The sequence below is a fragment of the Flagellimonas sp. 2504JD4-2 genome, from assembly GCF_053642935.1.
Window position 1 is genome coordinate 979,447 of record NZ_JBSIOV010000001.1, and the last position, 18,130, is coordinate 997,576.

Consider the following 18,130-nt stretch of genomic DNA (forward strand, 5'->3'; position numbering starts at 1 on the left):
ATTAATATGTTTCAAATTCTGCTAGATGAGGTGCATTCCACTGAAGGTTTTTGTCCTTCATTGTTTTTTCAACCAAATTTATGATTCCGCCTTGTTGGATGATGTCGATTCCCTTTTCAATATCGTCCGCAAAAACACGATCACTATCTGCAAAAGAGACTTTGGTTCGAATGAATTTATGGATTTCATCCAATACAACACCAGATTTTAAGGGTTTTCTATATTCAAATGCTTGGGAGGCGGTAAGCAACTCGATGGCCAATATTTTTTCGACATTTTCAATAATCTGAAGTGCTTTTCTTCCGCTGATGGATCCCATGCTCACATGATCTTCCTGACCCAAAGAGGTGGGGATACTATCCGCACTTGCCGGAAAACACAGGCTTTTGTTTTCACTGGCCAATGCCGCTGTAGTGTATTGCAAAATCATATAACCCGAATTGATTCCCGTGTCCTCCATCAACAATTTAGGAACTCCGGGACTGTTACCTTCCAAGGCCAAATAAATTCTTCGGTCAGAGATATTGCCAAGTTCCGATGCAGCCAGGGCTGCATAATCCAAAGCCATGGCCAAAGGTTGTCCATGGAAATTTCCACCACTAATGGTCAGTTCATCATTTATAATGACAGGATTGTCCGTTACCGAATTGAGCTCCACTTCCAACAACTCTTTTAGATGTAACCAAGCATTTCGGGAAGCTCCATGAACTTGTGGAATACATCGGAGCGAATATGGGTCTTGCACGCGTTCGCAATCGATATGGTCTTCCAAAATTTCAGAGCCTTGAAGCAGGGTTCGAATTCTTCCAGCCACATGTTGATTCCCTTTAAACGGACGAAGCGCATGTAATTCTTCAAAGAATGGTTTTATCGAGCCTTGGAGTCCTTCCAACATCATGGCCCCGACAATATCAGCCTGTCTTAAGCAATGCTGGAGTTTTTGAACAACCAGAACCCCATGTGCAGCGATAAACTGGGTGCCATTGATCAAGGCTAAGCCTTCTTTAGGGCCAAGTTCCACCGACTTAAGCCCTGTTTTTTGGAACAATTGCCCGGTGGAAATCGTTTCACCTTTATAATGGACCTTTCCCAAGCCAATAAGTGGTAAAAATAAATGGGAAAGGGGAGCAAGATCACCTGAAGCTCCTACAGAACCTTGCGAAGGAACCACAGGGATGGCATCATTCTCAACATGCCATAGCATACGTTCAATAGTGGACACCGCTATTCCGGAATAGCCTTTCGCCAAGGCATGAATCTTTAAAATAAGCATTAGTTTGGCCAGCTTTTCCGAAATGGGCTTGCCAACGCCAACGCTATGGCTTTGTAATATATTGGATTGTAGGATTTTCGTGTCCTCTTTGGAAATTTTGGTGTTGCATAAAGGGCCAAATCCTGTGTTGATTCCATAGACGGTCTCACCTTTTTCTACAATATTTTGAACCCGGTTTTGACTGGCCTTGATTTTTTCCAAACATGAATCGGATAAAACACCTTTGATCCCACCTTCAGAGATGCCAATGGCGATACCTGCCGTTAAATGGTCTTCGCCAAAATGAAATGTTTTGGGTAACTGCATAAGCTTCATTTAAGAAATATAAAGGTATTGTACATTATTAATAATTACCAATACTTATTTTTGTAATATTTAATAACCATGAATTATCAGATAGAGTTACGACATTTCATTTATTTTTTGGCTGTGGCCGAAGAACTGCACTATAGAAAAGCGGCAGAAAAGCTTTTTATCTCGCAGCCAGGATTGAGTACGCAGATCAAGCAAATGGAAGAGATTTTGCAAACACAGTTGTTTGTTCGGGACAAGAAAAAGGTGAGTTTGACGCCTGCAGGGGAATTTTTAAAAGGAGAAGTGGAATTCATCTTGAATCATTTGGAACAAACCCAGAAGCAATTAAAACTCATTGGTGATGGACATTCAGGTGAGATTAGAATTGGATTTTTGGGTTCGGCCATGCAAAATGTGGTTCCTAAACTGTTGTTGGATATGAAAAAGAAGTATCCGCTTGTGCATACCAGTCTGGATGAACTTTCCAATAAGGCCCAAATAAGTGCCATTTTAAGGGATAAACTGGATCTTGGTTTTGTCCGCTTGTCCCGAGCACCTAAGGGGCTAAAGATTAAACCTGTTTTTGAAGATACATTTTCCTTGGTCTTGCCAAAAGATTATCCCTTGGATGAAAAAAGCTTCCGGGGAATCCGTCAAGTCGCACAGGATGATTTTATTCTCTTTTCCCAGGATTATAGTCCCTTATATTTTGATACGGTGATGAGTATTTGTGAGGATGGGGGTTTTACACCCAATGTTTCGCATAAGTCGGTTCATGCCCAGACTATTTTTAAATTGGTAGAGAATAAACTGGGTATTGCTATTGTGCCCACGGCGCTGCAATATGGATTTCAAATGGAAGTGAAGTTCATCGAATTGAAGAAAATAAAACAACGTGCTGTTCTGTCCATGGTCTGGAAAGAGGATAATAGGAATCCGGCATTGCAGAATTGTATCGATTTACTTTTGAATCCATAATTAAAAGGTGGCAATACGTACCTTTGCGCGAAATAGAAATTGACCATGGTATTTGATTTGATTAAGAACCGCAGAAGTATTTTCCCAGTTCAATATAATGACAGGCCCATTGAAAAGGAAACCATTCAGAAACTATTGGAGGCGGCCAATTGGGCACCGAACCATAAAAAAACCGAACCGTGGCGTTTTAAGGTGTTCATGAACGGGAAAAAAGAGGCTCTGGGAAAGTTTCTTTCAGAAAAGTATCAAGCAGTTGACCCAAGCCCTAAACAGATAAAGATCAGGAAACTGCAAGAAAACCCAATGCGGGCTGCGGCGGTAATTGCCATTTGTATGCAACGGGATCCCAATGAAAGTTTACCAGAATGGGAAGAGTTGGCGGCTACGGCAATGGCTGTTCAGAATATGTGGTTGTGCTGCACCGAAATGGGAATTGGATGCTATTGGAGCTCACCTGGACTCATAAAATATATGGATGAGTTTATCGACTTGGGCGAAGGCGAAAAATGCCTTGGCTTTTTCTATTTGGGATATTATGATGAAGAACCACCTTCCGTAGCACGCAAACCTGTTGAGGAAAAGGTAGTGTGGTTAGAATGAGAAAAGTTCAGAAGCGTACTTAACCGTAACTATAATAAAGAAAACCAAGTAACCGGCGGTTAGCACGAACTTCATGAAGGTTCCTGTCAAGAAACCGATAAAAGAACCAAAGGCGGCTTTCATAGCGGTTTTTTGGTCAGCTTTATTGATAAGTTCGCCTACCAAAGCTCCCACAAAAGGCCAAATAATTATACCAAATGGGCCAAATATGGGGAAAAATATTGCAACCAAAAGCCCAACAATGGTACCCCACATACCAGCTTTGCTCCCGCCAAATTTTTTGGTTCCTGCTGCGGGAATCACATAGTCCATAATGGTTACACCTAAAGCAAGAATTAATGTTCCTACCAAAATCCACCAATTATCGGGCACGGCTTTGGTCAAATAAAGCAACAACAATCCTACCCAGCTAATAGGCGGTCCTGGTAGCACGGGAAGAAAGCTGCCCAAGATACCCACGAGCATTAACAGGAATCCTATAATAAGAAGAGCTATGTCCATGCTAGGTTTTGCTAATGAGACAAATATAAGGGCTATTTGTTACAGCACTATTGGGAATTTATGTGGAAATCGCCGAAATGGATATAACCAAAAAATCGTAATTTCAGCCAAATATTAGGGGTTGTATGCGGAAGCTTATATTGTTGTCATTTTTGGGTTTGTTTACCTCTTGTGAACTTTTCACATCCAAAGAGGAGCAGACCAAGAATAGGGTGAATGAAGAACTCCTAGCCATCGATTGGAACGATGTTGACCAATATCCCCTTTTTGATGATTGTGATGAAACGGTCACCAAACAAATTCAACAGGAATGTTTCCAAACCGTTATGCTGGGGTATTTTTCCCGAGCATTGGATAGCTTGCAATTTCAAGTAAACACGGATTTAAATGATACGGTCTATGTCCATTTTGTGATTGATGAACATGGCTTTATTTCCGTTACAGAGGTGGAGGAAAATCAGAATATTTTAAATGAAATCGAAGATTTCAATAGCAAAATATCGGACCAATTAAACGATTTGACCACGGTAAGACCGGCGTTAAAGCGTGGTATTCCGGTCAGTTTGCGATTTAAGCTTCCCATTATTTTAAACACGAATTAATACCTTGGCAGAGAAGATTATTTTAGGAATTGACCCAGGAACAACAGTTATGGGTTTTGGGATTATCAAAGTAGTCAACAAGCAGATGCACTTTGTTCAAATGAATGAGTTGATGCTTCGAAAATATGATGATCACTATACCAAACTTAAACTGATTTTTGAGCGCACCTTGGAACTCATCGACACATACCATCCCGATGAGATTGCCATTGAGGCTCCATTTTATGGTAAAAATGTACAGTCGATGCTAAAACTTGGTAGGGCACAGGGGGTGGCCATGGCCGCTGGACTTTCCAGACAGGTTCCGATTACGGAATATATGCCTAAAAAAATTAAGATGTCCATCACAGGAAATGGGAATGCAAGCAAAGAACAGGTGGCAAAAATGCTTCAGAGTGTCTTAAAGCTCAAAACACTACCCAAAAATTTGGACAGTACCGATGGGTTGGCTGCCGCCGTTTGCCATTTTTACAATGAAGGTAGGGTCGAGGTTGGAAAACACTATACAGGATGGGAGGCCTTTGTGAAGCAAAATAGTGATAAGGTGAATAAGAAGTAAAAAGTAAAAAGTGAAAAGTAAAAAGTAAAAAGTGAACAATATCCCAAATCTTAAAAGCTTAACCATGAAATATGATGAATTATTGGCTTATCAAAAATCATTTGACCTTGCTATGGAAATTTTTGAGCTGTCTAAATCATATCCAAAAGAGGAGATTTATTCATTAACGGACCAAATTAGGCGTTCTTCTCGAAGCGTTGCAATTAATATTGCTGAGGCCTATGGGAAAAGAAGATATCAAAAACACTTTATAAGCAAGTTGACGGACTCAGATGCGGAAAATCTCGAAACCCGAGGATGGTTACAATTTTCTTTAGCATGTGGTTATATAGATGAAATTGTTTTTAAAGAGCTATTATCACGAAATTTGGAAATAGGAAAATTAATACATTATATGATTAACAATCCAAGTAAGTTTGGTTCAAAAAAGAACTATACCTAAAGCTTAGGCTGTTCACTTTTTACTTAACAATGGGAGGAATCTACATCCATGTGCCATTTTGCAAACAAGCCTGTCACTACTGCGATTTTCATTTTTCGACCCAGCTGGGGAAGAGAGAAGAAATGGTTAATGCGCTTAAAAAAGAAATGGAGCTGCGGAAGGATGAGTTTGCCTCCGAGACCGTTGAAACCATTTATTTTGGAGGTGGAACTCCTTCAGTTTTGGAAATTGAGGAGATAGAAAACCTTATTCATACGGTATACCATAATTATGATGTAGTTGAATATCCTGAAATCACGCTGGAGGCCAATCCCGATGATTTGTCCAAAGAACAAATTATCCGATTATCAAAAAGCCCCATTAACCGGTTGAGCATAGGAATCCAATCCTTTTATGACGAGGATTTAAAGTTGATGAACCGGGCCCATAATGCGCAAGAGGCCGAAGAGAGCATTAGGGAAGCAAAAAAGTATTTTGACAACATCACAATCGATTTGATCTATGGTATCCCTGGAATGGATGATGACCGATGGAGGTCCAACATTACCATGGCGCTGGCTTTTGATTTACCCCATATCTCAAGCTATGCTTTGACAGTGGAACCCAAAACAGCGCTCCAAAAGTTCATTGAAAAAGGCATAATTCCTGACGTTGATGACGAACAGGCCCAGCAACAGTTTGATATTTTGGTCGAGATTTTGGAAGACAACGGATTTGTAAACTATGAGATTTCCAATTTTGGAAAACCTGGTTTCTTCTCAAAAAACAATACTGCCTATTGGCAAGGAAATAAATATTTGGGAATAGGTCCGTCTGCACATTCTTTCGATGGGAAAAACAGAAGTTGGAATATCAGGAACAACATAAAATATATTCGAGCTTTGGAAAACGGGGAGGTACCACAGGAAACAGAAACCTTGACAACCAAGGATAGATATAATGAATATGTGATGACGGGACTTCGAACAATTTGGGGAGTTTCGCTTGATAAAATTGAAAAAGATTTTGGAACAACATATTCAAAGTATTTGCTCACACAATCCGAAAAATATTTAGATCAAAAACTACTGATTGTAGATGACGGAAAATTATTGGCTACCCAAAAAGGGAAGTTTTTGGTGGATGGGATCGCTTCTAACTTGTTCATGATCAATTTAAAGTAGTAAATTGTCATTCCTGCAAAAGCAGGAATCCACAAGTACAACAGATTCCCAATCAAGTTGGGAATGACAAATATCTACATTCTTGATAGCGAGTATAAAATACAATTCCAGAAACCTCAAAATAGATTTATCAATGCCCTTGGATATTTCCATACCGCTTGAAGGGGGGGATAAAAATGTAAATGCCTGGTACTTGGATGCACCCAAAATAACACCGCATCAAGAGGGGGATTTTATTGGAAAAGTTTCCGAAGGCGCACCGGTGAATTTCAATGATATTTGGTTCAATCCGCATTCACATGTGACGCATACCGAGTGTTTGGGTCATATTACGGAGGCCTTTCAGTCCATAAATCAAAACCTGAAACAATTCTTTTTTTTGGCCGAGGTGATTACCGTGGCTCCGGAAAGACTTGGGAAGGACTTTGTGATATCCAAGAAACAATTAAAATATGCTTTGGGGAATAAAAAACGGGAGGCCTTGGTCATAAGGACCATTCCGAATATGCAGAACAAACGATCCATGCAGTATTCCCATACAAATCCACCATATTTATTGGAAGAAGCTGCCAAATATCTTGTGGAAAAGGAAATAGAACACTTGTTGATAGATCTTCCATCAGTTGATAAGGAAAAGGACGATGGAGCCCTCTTGGCACACAATGCCTTCTGGAACACTACCGGTAAGCCCAGAACCAGAGCTACCATCACAGAGTTCATTTATGTGCCGAATACGGTTGAGGATGGTTGCTACTTCTTAAACCTTCAGGTGGCACCTTTTGAAAATGATGCCAGCCCAAGCAGACCAGTTTTGTTTGAAATTATCAAATGATACACCCGATAAGTTTCTGATATGTCTGAAATTTTCACCGAAGCGATTATGCAGGGATTCTTTTCACGGATCGATAATCTGTCAAGGGAAGAACAGCCTTCATTTGGTAAAATGAACGCCCATCAAATGCTTTGCCATTGCACAGATTTTTTTAGGATGGCATTCGGGCAAAAGAAAGCACTGGAGTACGGACAAGTAAACCCAAGGGAAATTACTGAACGTGCAAAGCGAGGTGAAACAGTGCCTTCACCAAAAGGTTTTGGACAAGTAGAGGGAGAGGGGACAAAGCCAATGGAATTTGAAGAGGACAAGATAAAATTGAAAAAATTCATTCTTGAGTTTGTTCACTTGTCCGAGGATTATCAATTTGCCCCGCATCCCTATTTTGGCAATTTATCCAAAGAAAAATGGGAGAAAACGGCCATATATCACTTAAACCATCACCTGGAGCAATTTAATGTATAAATTAGTAAACGGATATGGATAGTGTATTGGAAGCTTTTTTAGGTCTTGTACTTGGTGCAATACTTATGTATTGGATCTTTTCCCTCTTTCGAAAAAAGAAAAACAGGGAGGTCACGAGTCAACAATCCACAGTGTTGTTGGACAAGATCAAAAGTGTTTGCAAACTGATTTCGGTCGAAGGGGATTTTGCCGAGATTTACCACTATGAGAATACCAAGGGCGGATTGATGAACCTTTTGAGCAGCAAGAAAAAGGCACTGATCATAGTCAAGGCAAAGGCTCATATTGGATATGACCTTCAGAAATTGGGATTGAAGGCAGATAACAAGAACAAAAGAATTATTTTGACCAATTTTCCGGAACCCGAGGTGTTGTCCATTGAACCCGAATTGCAATATTATGATGTGAAGAACGGATTGTTCAATAGCTTTTCTTCAGAGGACTTGACCAAGGTCAATCAAGAAGCCAAAGAACACATCAAACAAAAAATACCAGAGAGCGGTCTTATGCAGACTGCTAGAAAGGAAGCACTTCAAGCTGTGCTATTGGTCGAAAAAATTGTTGAGACCATTGGTTGGACCTTGGATTATTCCGCTCTGGAAATTACAAATAGAGAAAAACAATTATTGGAAGAATAAAAAGCATTATGAAAACGGGATTTATTACTTTAATATTGACAGCGATAATCACAACAACCAGTTTTGCACAAACATCAGATACTATGAAAACCTTTGACTCTGCATTTGCCCACACTGTTTACTTTTGGTTCAAAGACCCCGATAACAAGGCAGACAGAGCAAAGTTTGAAGCTTCGCTTAGGAAGTTCCTGGAGAACTCCAAATTTGCCAAAACCAATTTTATAGGAACACCGCCAGTGGCTACCCGTGAGGTTGTGGATGGTTCGTTTACCTATTCCTTAATAGTGACCTTCGAATCTGCAGAAGCCCAGGAAGGTTACCAAAAAGAGGAAGCACACTTGGTCTTTATTGAAGAATGCAAAGATCTATGGGAAAAGGTAATCGTGTATGATTCGTCTGGAATAGAAGAATGAATGTTGAGGAACTAAGGAATTTCTGCTTGCATAAAAAAGGGGTTACCGAAGAGTTTCCTTTTGACGAGCACACATTGGTCTTTAAAGTAATGGGAAAAATGTATGCATTGATTCCATTGGAAAGGATTCCACCACAGTGCAATTTAAAATGTGATCCAGAAAGGGCGATTGAGCTTCGCGAGGAGTATGATGGAGTTATTACGCCAGGTTACCATATGAGCAAAAAACACTGGAACACTCTTTTTTTGGATAATCTCCCTCCCGATGTAATCAAAGAGCTGGTAAACCATTCATACGATTTGGTGGTGTCCGGGCTGACCAAGAAACTAAAAGAAGAACTGGACACATTATAGAGGATAATAAGAAAAATCCTCTGAAATTCACCGAAACTTTTTTGCCATTCATCGACAGTTTTTTTTTATTTAACTATTTTGTAGTCCTTTTCTGAATATAATTTTGAAATTTTGTATCCTAAATTGATGATGCCATGAACGTGCTATTCATAGAAGATGACATGATCGAAACAATGAAGTTGCAGCGTGCGATTTCAAAGTTTGAATCCAAGCACAAGATTATCGAAGCCAAGAATGGAGAAGAAGCTTGGGAAATCTTAAAGGATGGTGTGTTGCCAGATATCATTCTTTTGGATTTAAATATGCCGCGAATGAGCGGGATAGAATTTCTTACCCAGATAAAAAACGACGAAAGGCTTAGATATCTTCCAACAATCATTTTGACCACATCTGAAAATCGAGTGGATCTCTTAAAATGTTTTGAAATTGGCATCGCTGGTTACATCATAAAACCGCTTAAATACGAGGATTACGAATCCAAACTCAAAAAGGTTTTTGACTACTGGGAAATCAGTGAATTGATCAAAGGCTAACAAAAAACCGTATTTCACAACATTATTTTTATAGTTAGGTAGTACAATTCCTACTTTTAGATCATAATATTCTTATTATGAAAGGAATTGTTTTTACCGAGTTTTTGGAAATGGTCGAGACTACCTATGGATTGGAAGTGGTCGATGCCATTATCGAAAATTGTGAACTTCCTTCTGGAGGCGCATATACTTCTGTGGGTACCTACAGCTTCAACGAAATGGTCAGTCTGTTGTCAGAATTGAGCAGGACGACTGGTATTTCCCAACAAAATCTATTGTACTCATTTGGACACTATTTGTTTAATGGGCTGGTAGCGGCGCACCCTGATGTGGTATCGAGCTATAAAAGTCCCATAGGTCTTTTAAACTGTATTGAGGACCACATACATGTTCATGTGAAAAAACTCTATCCCGATGCTGAACTTCCGCGATTCAAGATTCTCTCGAAAACAGAGAATTCACTGGAAATGATCTATAGCTCTTCTCGAGGCTTGTATGCCCTTGCTCATGGGCTCATCGTAAAAACATTTGAGCATTTCGAGAAAATGGTAAAAGTTGAATATAAACTGTTGAATGAAAGCGGCACAGAGGTCAGGTTCGAAATCGTCCAAAACGGATAGCAACGAAGTTTCCATACTAAAGCGGGCACTGGCACGGGAAAAGAAATCTCGAAAAGTGGCCGAAAACCTATTGGAAAGTAAAGCCAAAGAGCTTTATGACGCTTCTTTGCACCTTAAGGAAGCCAACGGTCGTTTGGAGGCTTTGTTGAATAATAAGGGAGATCGTATTGATAGTGCCTTCATCAATATTATCGATCCCTACGTGGTCATGGACATGATGACGAACGTTATCAATATGAACGCTTCTGCTAAAGAGTTTTTGGGATATGACCATACCAAGGAAGAGGTGAATCTTTCCAATTTGGTTCACCCTGATTATTTGGAGTATACAGCAGAATCTTTTAAAACGCTGCTCCAAGTAGGAATTCTGAAAAATTATTCAGCACGGATCATCACCAAGAACCTTGGTGAGAAACACGTAAATATCAACGCAAGCCTAATTTATAATGAGAACGGAAGCCCCATAGCAGCGCAAGGAGTAATCCGGGATATTACCCAAGAGGTAGAAATAAGAAAGCTCTTGGAAAACCAAAAAAAGCAGCAGGACATTATTGTTGAAAATTCTTCATTAGGGATTCTCTTGATCGTAAAGGATAAAATAATAAAGGCCAATCAATCCTTTGTTGATCTTTTAGGCTATACCGAATTGGAACTTCAAAAACTTTCGATCAATGATATTTCCTCATTGGAGGATAGCAACCTCTATGAAAATCTAGTGCAAAAAAGCTTGGAAAATGATTCCAAGAAATTCTCCATTGTCCGAAAATTTTACAAAAAGGACGGTGACACCTTATATGGAAAAACATCCATGAGTTCCCTTATGGATTCCAGCGGGGACATTGAATACAGTGTTGCCATGATCGAGGATATAACCCACGAAAAAATTTCAGAGGAAAAATTAAGGGCTTCAGAAGAGCGAATGGCCACACTTATCAAGAATTTGCAAACGGGCATTTTGTTGGAAGATCAGAACAGAAAAATTGTCCTGGCCAACCAAAAATTCTGTGACATGTTCGGTATTCCGGTCGCTCCAGATGTTTTAAAGGGCATAAACAGTAAAAAATCAATCCATAAATACAAGAACATGTTCTTGGAGCCCGAAGCCGAGATTAAAAGGATTGATAAGGTCCTAAAAAAGAAAGAAGTGATCACAGCAGACGAAATGGAACTGTTGGATGGTCGAACTTTTGAGCGGGACTACATACCCTTGTTCAACAATGGGGAGTATCAAGGACACTTGTGGAGTTACAACGATGTGACCTTAAGAAAGAACTACAGAAAGAATCTCGAGATACAAAAGGAAAAATACAGTAGCATAATAGCCAATATGAATCTAGGTCTAGTTGAGGTTGACAGTGATGAAAACATTTTAATGGTCAACCAAAGTTTTAGTGATATGATCGGACTTTCAGCTGATAATCTGATTGGAAAAAACGCAAAAGAGGCAATAAGTATCGTAGAAGAGGACAGGGAGAAATTGGAACTGCATAACCAAAAAAGACAGGAGGGAATTTCAGATTCCTATGAAGTGGAAGTTAAAGTTGCCGATGGAGAAAAAAGATATTGGTTGATCAGCGGTGCCCCCCGATATGATGATGCAGGAAAGGTTATCGGGTCGATTGGGATCCATTTGGATATTACCGAACAAAAGAATCTTGAGCATCAAAAAGAAAATCTGTTGAAGGAACTCGAAGCAAGTAACAAGGGCTTGCAAGAATACGCCCATATTGTTTCGCACGACCTTAAATCCCCACTGCGAAGTGTAAGTGCACTGGCCAGTTGGTTGTATGATGATTATAAGGATTCCCTGGATGAAAATGGCAGGTACAATCTTAAGATGATGCAGGAGAAAATCGAGGGGATGGACAAATTGATCACAGGAATTTTAAAGTACTCCACGGTCAACAGCGATACCTTAGATCATACAGCTGTGGATGTGAACGAGGTTATCCAGGAAATCGAGGAGATTATCTACATCCCTGAAAATGTAAAGATTAAAACCAAGAGAAAATTACCGTCCATAAAAGCGGACAAGACCAAAATCCATCAATTGTTCCAGAACTTTTTAAGCAATGCCGTGGTAAACATTGATAAAAAGGATGGTTTGGTGGAGATTGATTACAAAGACCATAAGACCCACTGGGAATTTAGCATCAAGGATAATGGTGTAGGAATCCCCAAGGAATATCACGAAAAGATTTTTCAAATATTTCAATCTATAGGAAATAACGAACGTTCCACTGGAATTGGACTTTCCATTGTCAAAAAAATTATTGATAGGTACAACGGAAAAGTTTGGTTGGAAAGTGAGATTGGCGAAGGCACAACCTTCTATTTTACATTACAAAAAGATTCTAAAAACAAGAAAAAATGAAAGTAAATCAAGCAAAACGTTTTAAAGACGGCGAATGGGAATTTATTCAAGATCTACCCCTAAAAGAACCATTGGTATTGGTTTTTGGAGATAGATTCCTGTTAGAATCCGAAAGCTTACTCGACGAGGTAAGACAACTTTATCCTGATGGACACCTCGTTTTTGGGTCAACTTCCGGGGAGATAATAGAAACCAATGTTTTTGAAGAAAGCATTGCCCTAACGGCGATAGAGTTTGAACGTACCAAATTCGAAATCGTGAGTGAAAATGTATCGGATTTTGTGGATATTGAAAAAATGGGACTGGCCATTTCCAATCAATTCAACGCTAAAAATTTAAACCATATGTTCATTGTTTCAGATGGTAGCTTCGTAAATGGAAGTGGATTGATAGATGGCCTGGAATCCGCTGATGGATTTGATGCTTCAATAACAGGAGGCTTATGTGGAGACGGCGCTCGATTTGAAAAAACCTTGACTTCATACAACGAAAATCCCAAGCAAGGGGAGGTAGTGGCCATAGGTTTCTATGGAGAGGATTTAGAAGTGTCGTATGCCAATTTTGGCGGATGGACTCCATTTGGACCTGAGAGAACCATTACCAAGTCTGAAGGAAACGTATTGTACGAGATAGATGGTAAACCGGCACTTGACCTGTACAAGAAGTATCTTGGTGATAAGGCAGCCGAACTACCACAAGCCGCTCTTTTATATCCATTGACCGTACAGCAAAATGATGAATCAGAACCGTTGGTAAGAACCATCTTAAATATTGATGAGGATGCAAACTCCATGATTCTAGCTGGAGATGTTCCTTTGAACTCCAAAGTTCAGTTAATGATGTCCACAATGGATGATATCGCGGAAGGAGCGTCCAACGCGGCTGAATTGGCCATGCGCGATAGGAAAAGTAAGCCTGAGCTTGCCATATTGGTGAGCTGCGTAGGAAGAAAACTGGTACTGGACCAGCGTACGGAAGATGAGATAGAGGAGGTAGCCGATATTATTGGAAACCAAGCGAAGATTACTGGGTTCTATTCCTATGGTGAAATGGCACCATTCGCTGGGAAAAACGAGTGTCAACTGCACAATCAAACCATGACACTAACATTATTGAGTGAGTAAATGCATTCGCTGCTTAAAAGACAAATAAAGAAGTTTTTACCCAAGGAATTGTGGGACAACTCCGAATTGGAGGTGTTCTTTGAATCCGTTAATAAGTCATATTCAGATTTTGACCAAAAACTGAAGATGATTCAACGGGCGACGTCTTTAAGTTCAGAAGAATTATACGCAGCGAACCTACGTTTGAACAAGGAGGCCGACAGCCAGCGCAAAGTTTTGGAGTCTTTGAGCAAGGCGGTCGCTTCCATGCAGGATAAAACCTCGGACCGAATCAACGGAAGCATTGACTTTAATCCGCAAAAATTGGTGGAGGATATTGAGAAACAGGCGCATAAGCTTGTGGAGATGACAGCGGAAAAAGATATGCTCCTCAGGAATCTGGAACAACAGAATGAGTCCTTGAACAACTATGCCCATATGGTATCACATGACCTTAAATCCCCAATTCGAAATGTTCACTCATTAGTGAGTTGGGTATTTGAGGATGGGCAAGAAAGCTTTAAGGAGAATAGCAAGGAAAATGTGCAGTTGATTTTTCAGAACCTGGCTAAAATGGACAGTTTGATTGACGGTATTTTAAGACATTCTACCATAGATTCCATTCAAGAGAATGCATCTACGGTGAACCTGCAGGATCTTATTGCTGAAATTGAACGGACCATTTATGTGCCATCGAACGTGGTCATAAAAAAGAGCAAGAACCTGCCCATACTGTTCACGGGCAAATACCGAATAGAACAGCTGTTTAAAAACCTGATCACAAATGCCATAACAGCCACCGAAGAAAAAGAAGATGGTTGTATCATGATTGATGTGAAAGAGGAATTCGACGGCTGGCTTTTCAGCGTTAGTGACAATGGAAAGGGAATTCCCAAGCATTTGCAGACAGGAATTTTCGGAATGTTCAAAAAGCTGGAAAACAATTCCGGGGCAACCGGAATTGGACTTGCGCTGGTAAAGAAAATTATAAATTATTACAAAGGAGATATCTGGTTGTCCTCGGCTGAGGGCATGGGTACCACCTTCTTTTTTACAATTAAAAATAACCCCAATGGCTGAGCAACCCAATCTAGATTATATAAAGGAAATTTCAGGTGGGAACGAGGATTTCGAAAAGAAATTCTTGACGATCATTCAAACTGAATTTCCCAAGGAAAAAAGCGATTATCTGGAAACCCTGGAAAGTGACAATTTGGAGGAGTCTGCAAAGATTGTGCACAAAATAAAGCACAAATTAGGCATTCTTGGATTGACCGGAGGGTACAAATTGGCCGTGAAGTACGAAGAGGACCTGAAGTACGGAGATACGAAACTCAAGGATGAGTTTGAAGATATTTTACAGTCGGTGGAAGAATTCATTTTAAAAATAGCTTAAGATGAGGTGTATAATAGTAGATGACGAAGCGAGTGCACGGGCCATAGTTATGGAATTGTGCAAGACTATTCCTGAAATGGAGGTGGTGGCAGAATTCCCAAATGCATTGGAAGCTTTGAAGTTTTTGAAGCATAAGAGTGTGGACTTGATCTTTTTGGATATCCATATGCCCAAACTTACAGGTGTTGATTTTATCGAAACGGTCAATAATCCACCAAAAATTGTATTGACCACTTCGGATAAGGATTTTGCCATAGAAGCCTATGGTTATGAATTTATAGTGGATTATTTGGTCAAACCGATAACCCAGGAACGTTTTCAAAAATGTGTGGCCAAATTAAAAAGCGCTTTAAAACAAGCTGCAGATGAACAAATGGAAAACCAATTGGTGCAGGCAGAAGATGAAGATCTCTACATCAACATTGACCGCAGACTCATAAAGCTAAAATTTAGGGATATACTTCTTATAGAGGCGCAGGGCGACTATATTGAGATCAAAACACTGGATAAACGATATCGAGTCCATTCCACATTAAAAAAAATCAAGGAAAAACTGCCTCAATCCCGGTTTTTGCAAATACACCGGTCATTCATTATCAACTTTACCCAAATAATAGATATTCAGGACAATAGTGTATTGATTGAGCGAAGTGTTATTCCGATAAGCCGATCAAACAGACCTGAATTAATGCAGCGATTGAATCTTTTATAAAAAAGAAGGAAAAATACTACAATTTAACATTTGTTTTACGTTATATATACGAGCACTTTTTGAAAATGTTAATGGATAGGATATAACCAACTAAAACTTTTAGCATATGTCATTGGAAATTAAGGAAAACAGAGGGATTTTTGAAATTCTTGGAAAAGTAACCACGCAACATGTCGGGGCTTTGAACTCGTATTTTGATCATATCCTGGAAAAACATGAAAATGTGGTGGTCAGCCTTGAAAAAGTTACTGTATTGGATTCTGCAGCTGCACACTTTTTTGAGAAACTTTACCAAAAATCGGCGCGACAAAACAAAGTGGTCTCATTGATTGGTAGACAAAACACCAATGTCATGGAAATCCTTAATGCTACCAAGACAAATTATATACTAAGTCCAGATAGAATATAACGTCAGAACATGGGCATCCTATAATTGGGGTGCCCAATTTTCTCCTTACCTGATTATGAGTCGATGGGTTTCAGACTTTTCTTCTGATATTACTTTGATAAAATAAAGTCCAGCGCGATACCCTTCCACGTTAAAAGGTGTTCCCATACGGTATTTGCCTTCATACATTACCTTTCCATCCAAGTTGATAATTTGAATTGTTGGGTTTTTCATTTCCTGATTGTTCAGGTAAAAGGCTGATCTGGTTGGATTGGGATAAAAAACCGTTGCCTTAAACTTTTTGGGAAGTTCATCTATCAATTCGGGTTCGTCCGGAATCCTTACTCTCAAGGGAGTACCGCCTGAAACTTGGTATTCGTAAGCGCCAATATCAAAGGTAGTCCCAGATGGTCTTGTTTCATTTTCCGCATCAAAGCTTACTCCCCACGATGAGACGTCGGAACCAGCGTCGACAACATCTGATGTTTGCGAACTGGGACTATAATCATCATTTAAAATATCGGTTAATCCCAAAGTATCCATTTGGCGCGTCATAATGTTGGAATAGATATTGGATAACAAACTGTCCCGCGCTGACCTGTCGTTAAAATCAAAATAGCTTTCGTGATTTTGTTTCCAGGTGTTTCCCCCTTCGTAATCGTTGCCCGGATCAACGATCAGGTTGTTCACGAAATAGGAAGGCACCTCGTCCTGCGAAGTATAAAGTTTCGTTGGATCGTTGGTTTCCGTAATCTTCGTATTGTAAAAAGTACCCGAATTCCCTGGTTCTACGATAGTATTGTTTAAAATATAATACCCTTCCGTTGTATCGTCGAACTCATGTCGGTTGTGCATGAAAATTCCATGAAAATCAGGACGCACTATAACATTGTTATAGATTTTGGTTCCACTCTCCGCGCTGATAAATTGTATACCTTGTCCGTTTCCGCTCGAACCATTGATCATGGTATTGTTGTATACCTCAAATATTCCGCCGCCTATACTCATCGCAAAGTCCTGGTAATACACGTTGTCAACACCATAATTGCTGATGTAATTGTCTCGGATTTTTCCATTCTCCCTTACCAGGTTTAATTGGATTCCGTCCCAGTCGACGTTCTCAATAATGTTGTGATGGATGTCTACATTTTCCAACCAATGCCCAAAAATCTTGGTGCCATTGCAGCTTCTATTGGAATTTATCTTATACCCGCCGGTAAAGCCGACATAGATGCCTTCTCCACCGGTATTGTGAATGTAGTTGTGATGAATGTCCAGATTTTCCAAAACAAAACCATTTGCCCGCCAGGTATCGGGATCGTTGCAATAAGGGTCAGTTTTGGCCATAATTCCGGCAAACCCAGCGGATGAAATTTCAATATGGTCGATTTCGATATCGGTACTAAAATTTTCGACATTTACCCCAGCGGCATGGCTCCCTGTTCCTGCTATTTCAATACCATAGGTATGTGAAGAATCTCCGGTTCCCGTTAACCGGATGAATTTACTTTTCTTGAATGATATCCCAGTGTAGACACTCTCGGTCAAAACCACTTTTCCACCACAATTTTTAATGATAAGTGGTTGTGAAGCGGTGCCCTCAAAGTCATAGAATCGAATGCCCGCATAATTCCCGGCAGGAATACAGATAGTATCACCAGGAGAATAGGTTGTTTGAGAGGCCCAGACAAGATTGAGAGAAGTTGCCGACAGCCCGGTCAATGTTACATCACAGTTGCAATTTTGGGAGAAAGTAAAACATGTCCACAGTAGGAACACATAAAGTAATCCGCTATGCTTCATAATGGTATAGTGTTTAAGGTTAGCATTTGTTCAAATGCCAAAGCACAGCGATAGGTTTGGGTAGGATTTGAGCGGAGAAGATAATCCA

Annotated in this window: 22 protein-coding genes; 19 read left to right on the forward strand and 3 right to left on the reverse strand. The window is 39.9% G+C overall.

Features of this window, described 5'->3' with window-relative positions:
• Position 1: 1 nt before the first annotated feature.
• Positions 2 to 1,579 (reverse strand): histidine ammonia-lyase, encoded by a 1,578-nt coding sequence (hutH, locus tag ACULLH_RS04430; protein ID WP_454087516.1) that lies wholly within the window; start codon positions 1,577 to 1,579, stop codon positions 2 to 4.
• 78 nt (positions 1,580 to 1,657) lie between these two features.
• Here hutH and ACULLH_RS04435 point away from each other — a divergent pair, with 78 nt between their 5' ends.
• Both ACULLH_RS04435 and ACULLH_RS04440 read left to right on the forward strand, forming a co-directional pair.
• Positions 1,658 to 2,545, forward strand: a complete 888-nt coding sequence (locus ACULLH_RS04435) for a LysR family transcriptional regulator (RefSeq protein WP_454087517.1) — start codon at positions 1,658 to 1,660, stop codon at positions 2,543 to 2,545.
• A gap of 45 nt (positions 2,546 to 2,590) precedes the next feature.
• Positions 2,591 to 3,145, forward strand: coding sequence for a nitroreductase family protein (locus ACULLH_RS04440; RefSeq protein ID WP_454087518.1), 555 nt, complete (start codon positions 2,591 to 2,593; stop codon positions 3,143 to 3,145).
• Here ACULLH_RS04440 and ACULLH_RS04445 read toward each other — a convergent pair.
• Positions 3,137 to 3,646: a DUF456 domain-containing protein gene (locus ACULLH_RS04445; RefSeq protein WP_454087519.1), complete on the reverse strand. Its 510-nt coding sequence runs from the start codon at positions 3,644 to 3,646 to the stop codon at positions 3,137 to 3,139. The genes ACULLH_RS04440 and ACULLH_RS04445 overlap by 9 nt on opposite strands.
• Positions 3,647 to 3,771: 125 nt before the next feature.
• Between ACULLH_RS04445 and ACULLH_RS04450 the strand changes: the two genes are divergently transcribed.
• The 17 genes from ACULLH_RS04450 to ACULLH_RS04530 all read left to right on the forward strand — a co-directional run bounded on the left by ACULLH_RS04450 (position 3,772) and on the right by ACULLH_RS04530 (position 16,260).
• Positions 3,772 to 4,248 carry a hypothetical protein gene (locus ACULLH_RS04450; RefSeq protein ID WP_454087520.1) on the forward strand — a complete coding sequence of 159 codons (477 nt, stop codon included), beginning with the start codon at positions 3,772 to 3,774 and terminating at the stop codon, positions 4,246 to 4,248.
• Between the two features lie 4 nt (positions 4,249 to 4,252).
• Positions 4,253 to 4,807 (forward strand): crossover junction endodeoxyribonuclease RuvC, encoded by a 555-nt coding sequence (gene ruvC / locus ACULLH_RS04455; protein ID WP_454087521.1) that lies wholly within the window; start codon positions 4,253 to 4,255, stop codon positions 4,805 to 4,807.
• A gap of 64 nt (positions 4,808 to 4,871) precedes the next feature.
• Complete coding sequence (locus tag ACULLH_RS04460) at positions 4,872 to 5,249, forward strand: four helix bundle protein (RefSeq protein ID WP_454087522.1); 378 nt, start codon at positions 4,872 to 4,874, stop codon at positions 5,247 to 5,249.
• 29 nt (positions 5,250 to 5,278) lie between these two features.
• Positions 5,279 to 6,412: a radical SAM family heme chaperone HemW gene (gene hemW / locus ACULLH_RS04465; protein WP_454087523.1), complete on the forward strand. Its 1,134-nt coding sequence runs from the start codon at positions 5,279 to 5,281 to the stop codon at positions 6,410 to 6,412.
• Between the two features lie 82 nt (positions 6,413 to 6,494).
• Positions 6,495 to 7,244, forward strand: a complete 750-nt coding sequence (locus tag ACULLH_RS04470; protein ID WP_454087524.1) for a cyclase family protein — start codon at positions 6,495 to 6,497, stop codon at positions 7,242 to 7,244.
• A gap of 21 nt (positions 7,245 to 7,265) precedes the next feature.
• Positions 7,266 to 7,709 (forward strand): DUF1569 domain-containing protein, encoded by a 444-nt coding sequence (locus tag ACULLH_RS04475; protein WP_454087525.1) that lies wholly within the window; start codon positions 7,266 to 7,268, stop codon positions 7,707 to 7,709.
• Positions 7,710 to 7,723: 14 nt separating this feature from the next.
• Positions 7,724 to 8,347 (forward strand): DUF4230 domain-containing protein, encoded by a 624-nt coding sequence (locus ACULLH_RS04480; protein WP_454087526.1) that lies wholly within the window; start codon positions 7,724 to 7,726, stop codon positions 8,345 to 8,347.
• Between the two features lie 83 nt (positions 8,348 to 8,430).
• A complete protein-coding gene (locus ACULLH_RS04485; RefSeq protein ID WP_454087527.1) occupies positions 8,431 to 8,760 on the forward strand; it encodes a Dabb family protein in 330 nt (109 codons plus the stop codon).
• Entirely contained in the window at positions 8,757 to 9,113 is a 357-nt protein-coding gene (locus tag ACULLH_RS04490) for an MmcQ/YjbR family DNA-binding protein (protein WP_454087528.1), read from the forward strand. The genes ACULLH_RS04485 and ACULLH_RS04490 overlap by 4 nt, the downstream gene beginning before the upstream one ends.
• A 134-nt stretch (positions 9,114 to 9,247) precedes the next feature.
• The gene (locus ACULLH_RS04495; RefSeq protein ID WP_454087529.1) at positions 9,248 to 9,646 is read left to right on the forward strand and encodes a response regulator; all 399 of its coding nucleotides are present in this window, start codon (positions 9,248 to 9,250) and stop codon (positions 9,644 to 9,646) included.
• Between the two features lie 77 nt (positions 9,647 to 9,723).
• A complete protein-coding gene (locus tag ACULLH_RS04500; protein ID WP_454087530.1) occupies positions 9,724 to 10,266 on the forward strand; it encodes a heme NO-binding domain-containing protein in 543 nt (180 codons plus the stop codon).
• Positions 10,220 to 12,640, forward strand: a complete 2,421-nt coding sequence (locus ACULLH_RS04505; RefSeq protein WP_454087531.1) for a PAS domain S-box protein — start codon at positions 10,220 to 10,222, stop codon at positions 12,638 to 12,640. The genes ACULLH_RS04500 and ACULLH_RS04505 overlap by 47 nt, the downstream gene beginning before the upstream one ends.
• Complete coding sequence (locus tag ACULLH_RS04510) at positions 12,637 to 13,764, forward strand: FIST signal transduction protein (RefSeq protein ID WP_454087532.1); 1,128 nt, start codon at positions 12,637 to 12,639, stop codon at positions 13,762 to 13,764. Before ACULLH_RS04505 ends, ACULLH_RS04510 begins: the two co-directional genes overlap by 4 nt.
• Positions 13,765 to 14,823, forward strand: a complete 1,059-nt coding sequence (locus ACULLH_RS04515; RefSeq protein ID WP_454087533.1) for a sensor histidine kinase — start codon at positions 13,765 to 13,767, stop codon at positions 14,821 to 14,823. It abuts the gene before it with no gap.
• The gene (locus tag ACULLH_RS04520) at positions 14,816 to 15,139 is read left to right on the forward strand and encodes an Hpt domain-containing protein (RefSeq protein WP_454087534.1); all 324 of its coding nucleotides are present in this window, start codon (positions 14,816 to 14,818) and stop codon (positions 15,137 to 15,139) included. The genes ACULLH_RS04515 and ACULLH_RS04520 overlap by 8 nt, the downstream gene beginning before the upstream one ends.
• 1 nt (position 15,140) lies before the next feature.
• Entirely contained in the window at positions 15,141 to 15,851 is a 711-nt protein-coding gene (locus ACULLH_RS04525) for a LytR/AlgR family response regulator transcription factor (protein WP_454087535.1), read from the forward strand.
• A gap of 106 nt (positions 15,852 to 15,957) precedes the next feature.
• Entirely contained in the window at positions 15,958 to 16,260 is a 303-nt protein-coding gene (locus tag ACULLH_RS04530) for an STAS domain-containing protein (RefSeq protein WP_454087536.1), read from the forward strand.
• Between the two features lie 45 nt (positions 16,261 to 16,305).
• On the opposite strand, the gene ACULLH_RS04535 is transcribed toward ACULLH_RS04530, so the two are convergent.
• Complete coding sequence (locus ACULLH_RS04535; protein ID WP_454087537.1) at positions 16,306 to 18,042, reverse strand: T9SS type A sorting domain-containing protein; 1,737 nt, start codon at positions 18,040 to 18,042, stop codon at positions 16,306 to 16,308.
• Positions 18,043 to 18,130 lie beyond the last annotated feature (88 nt).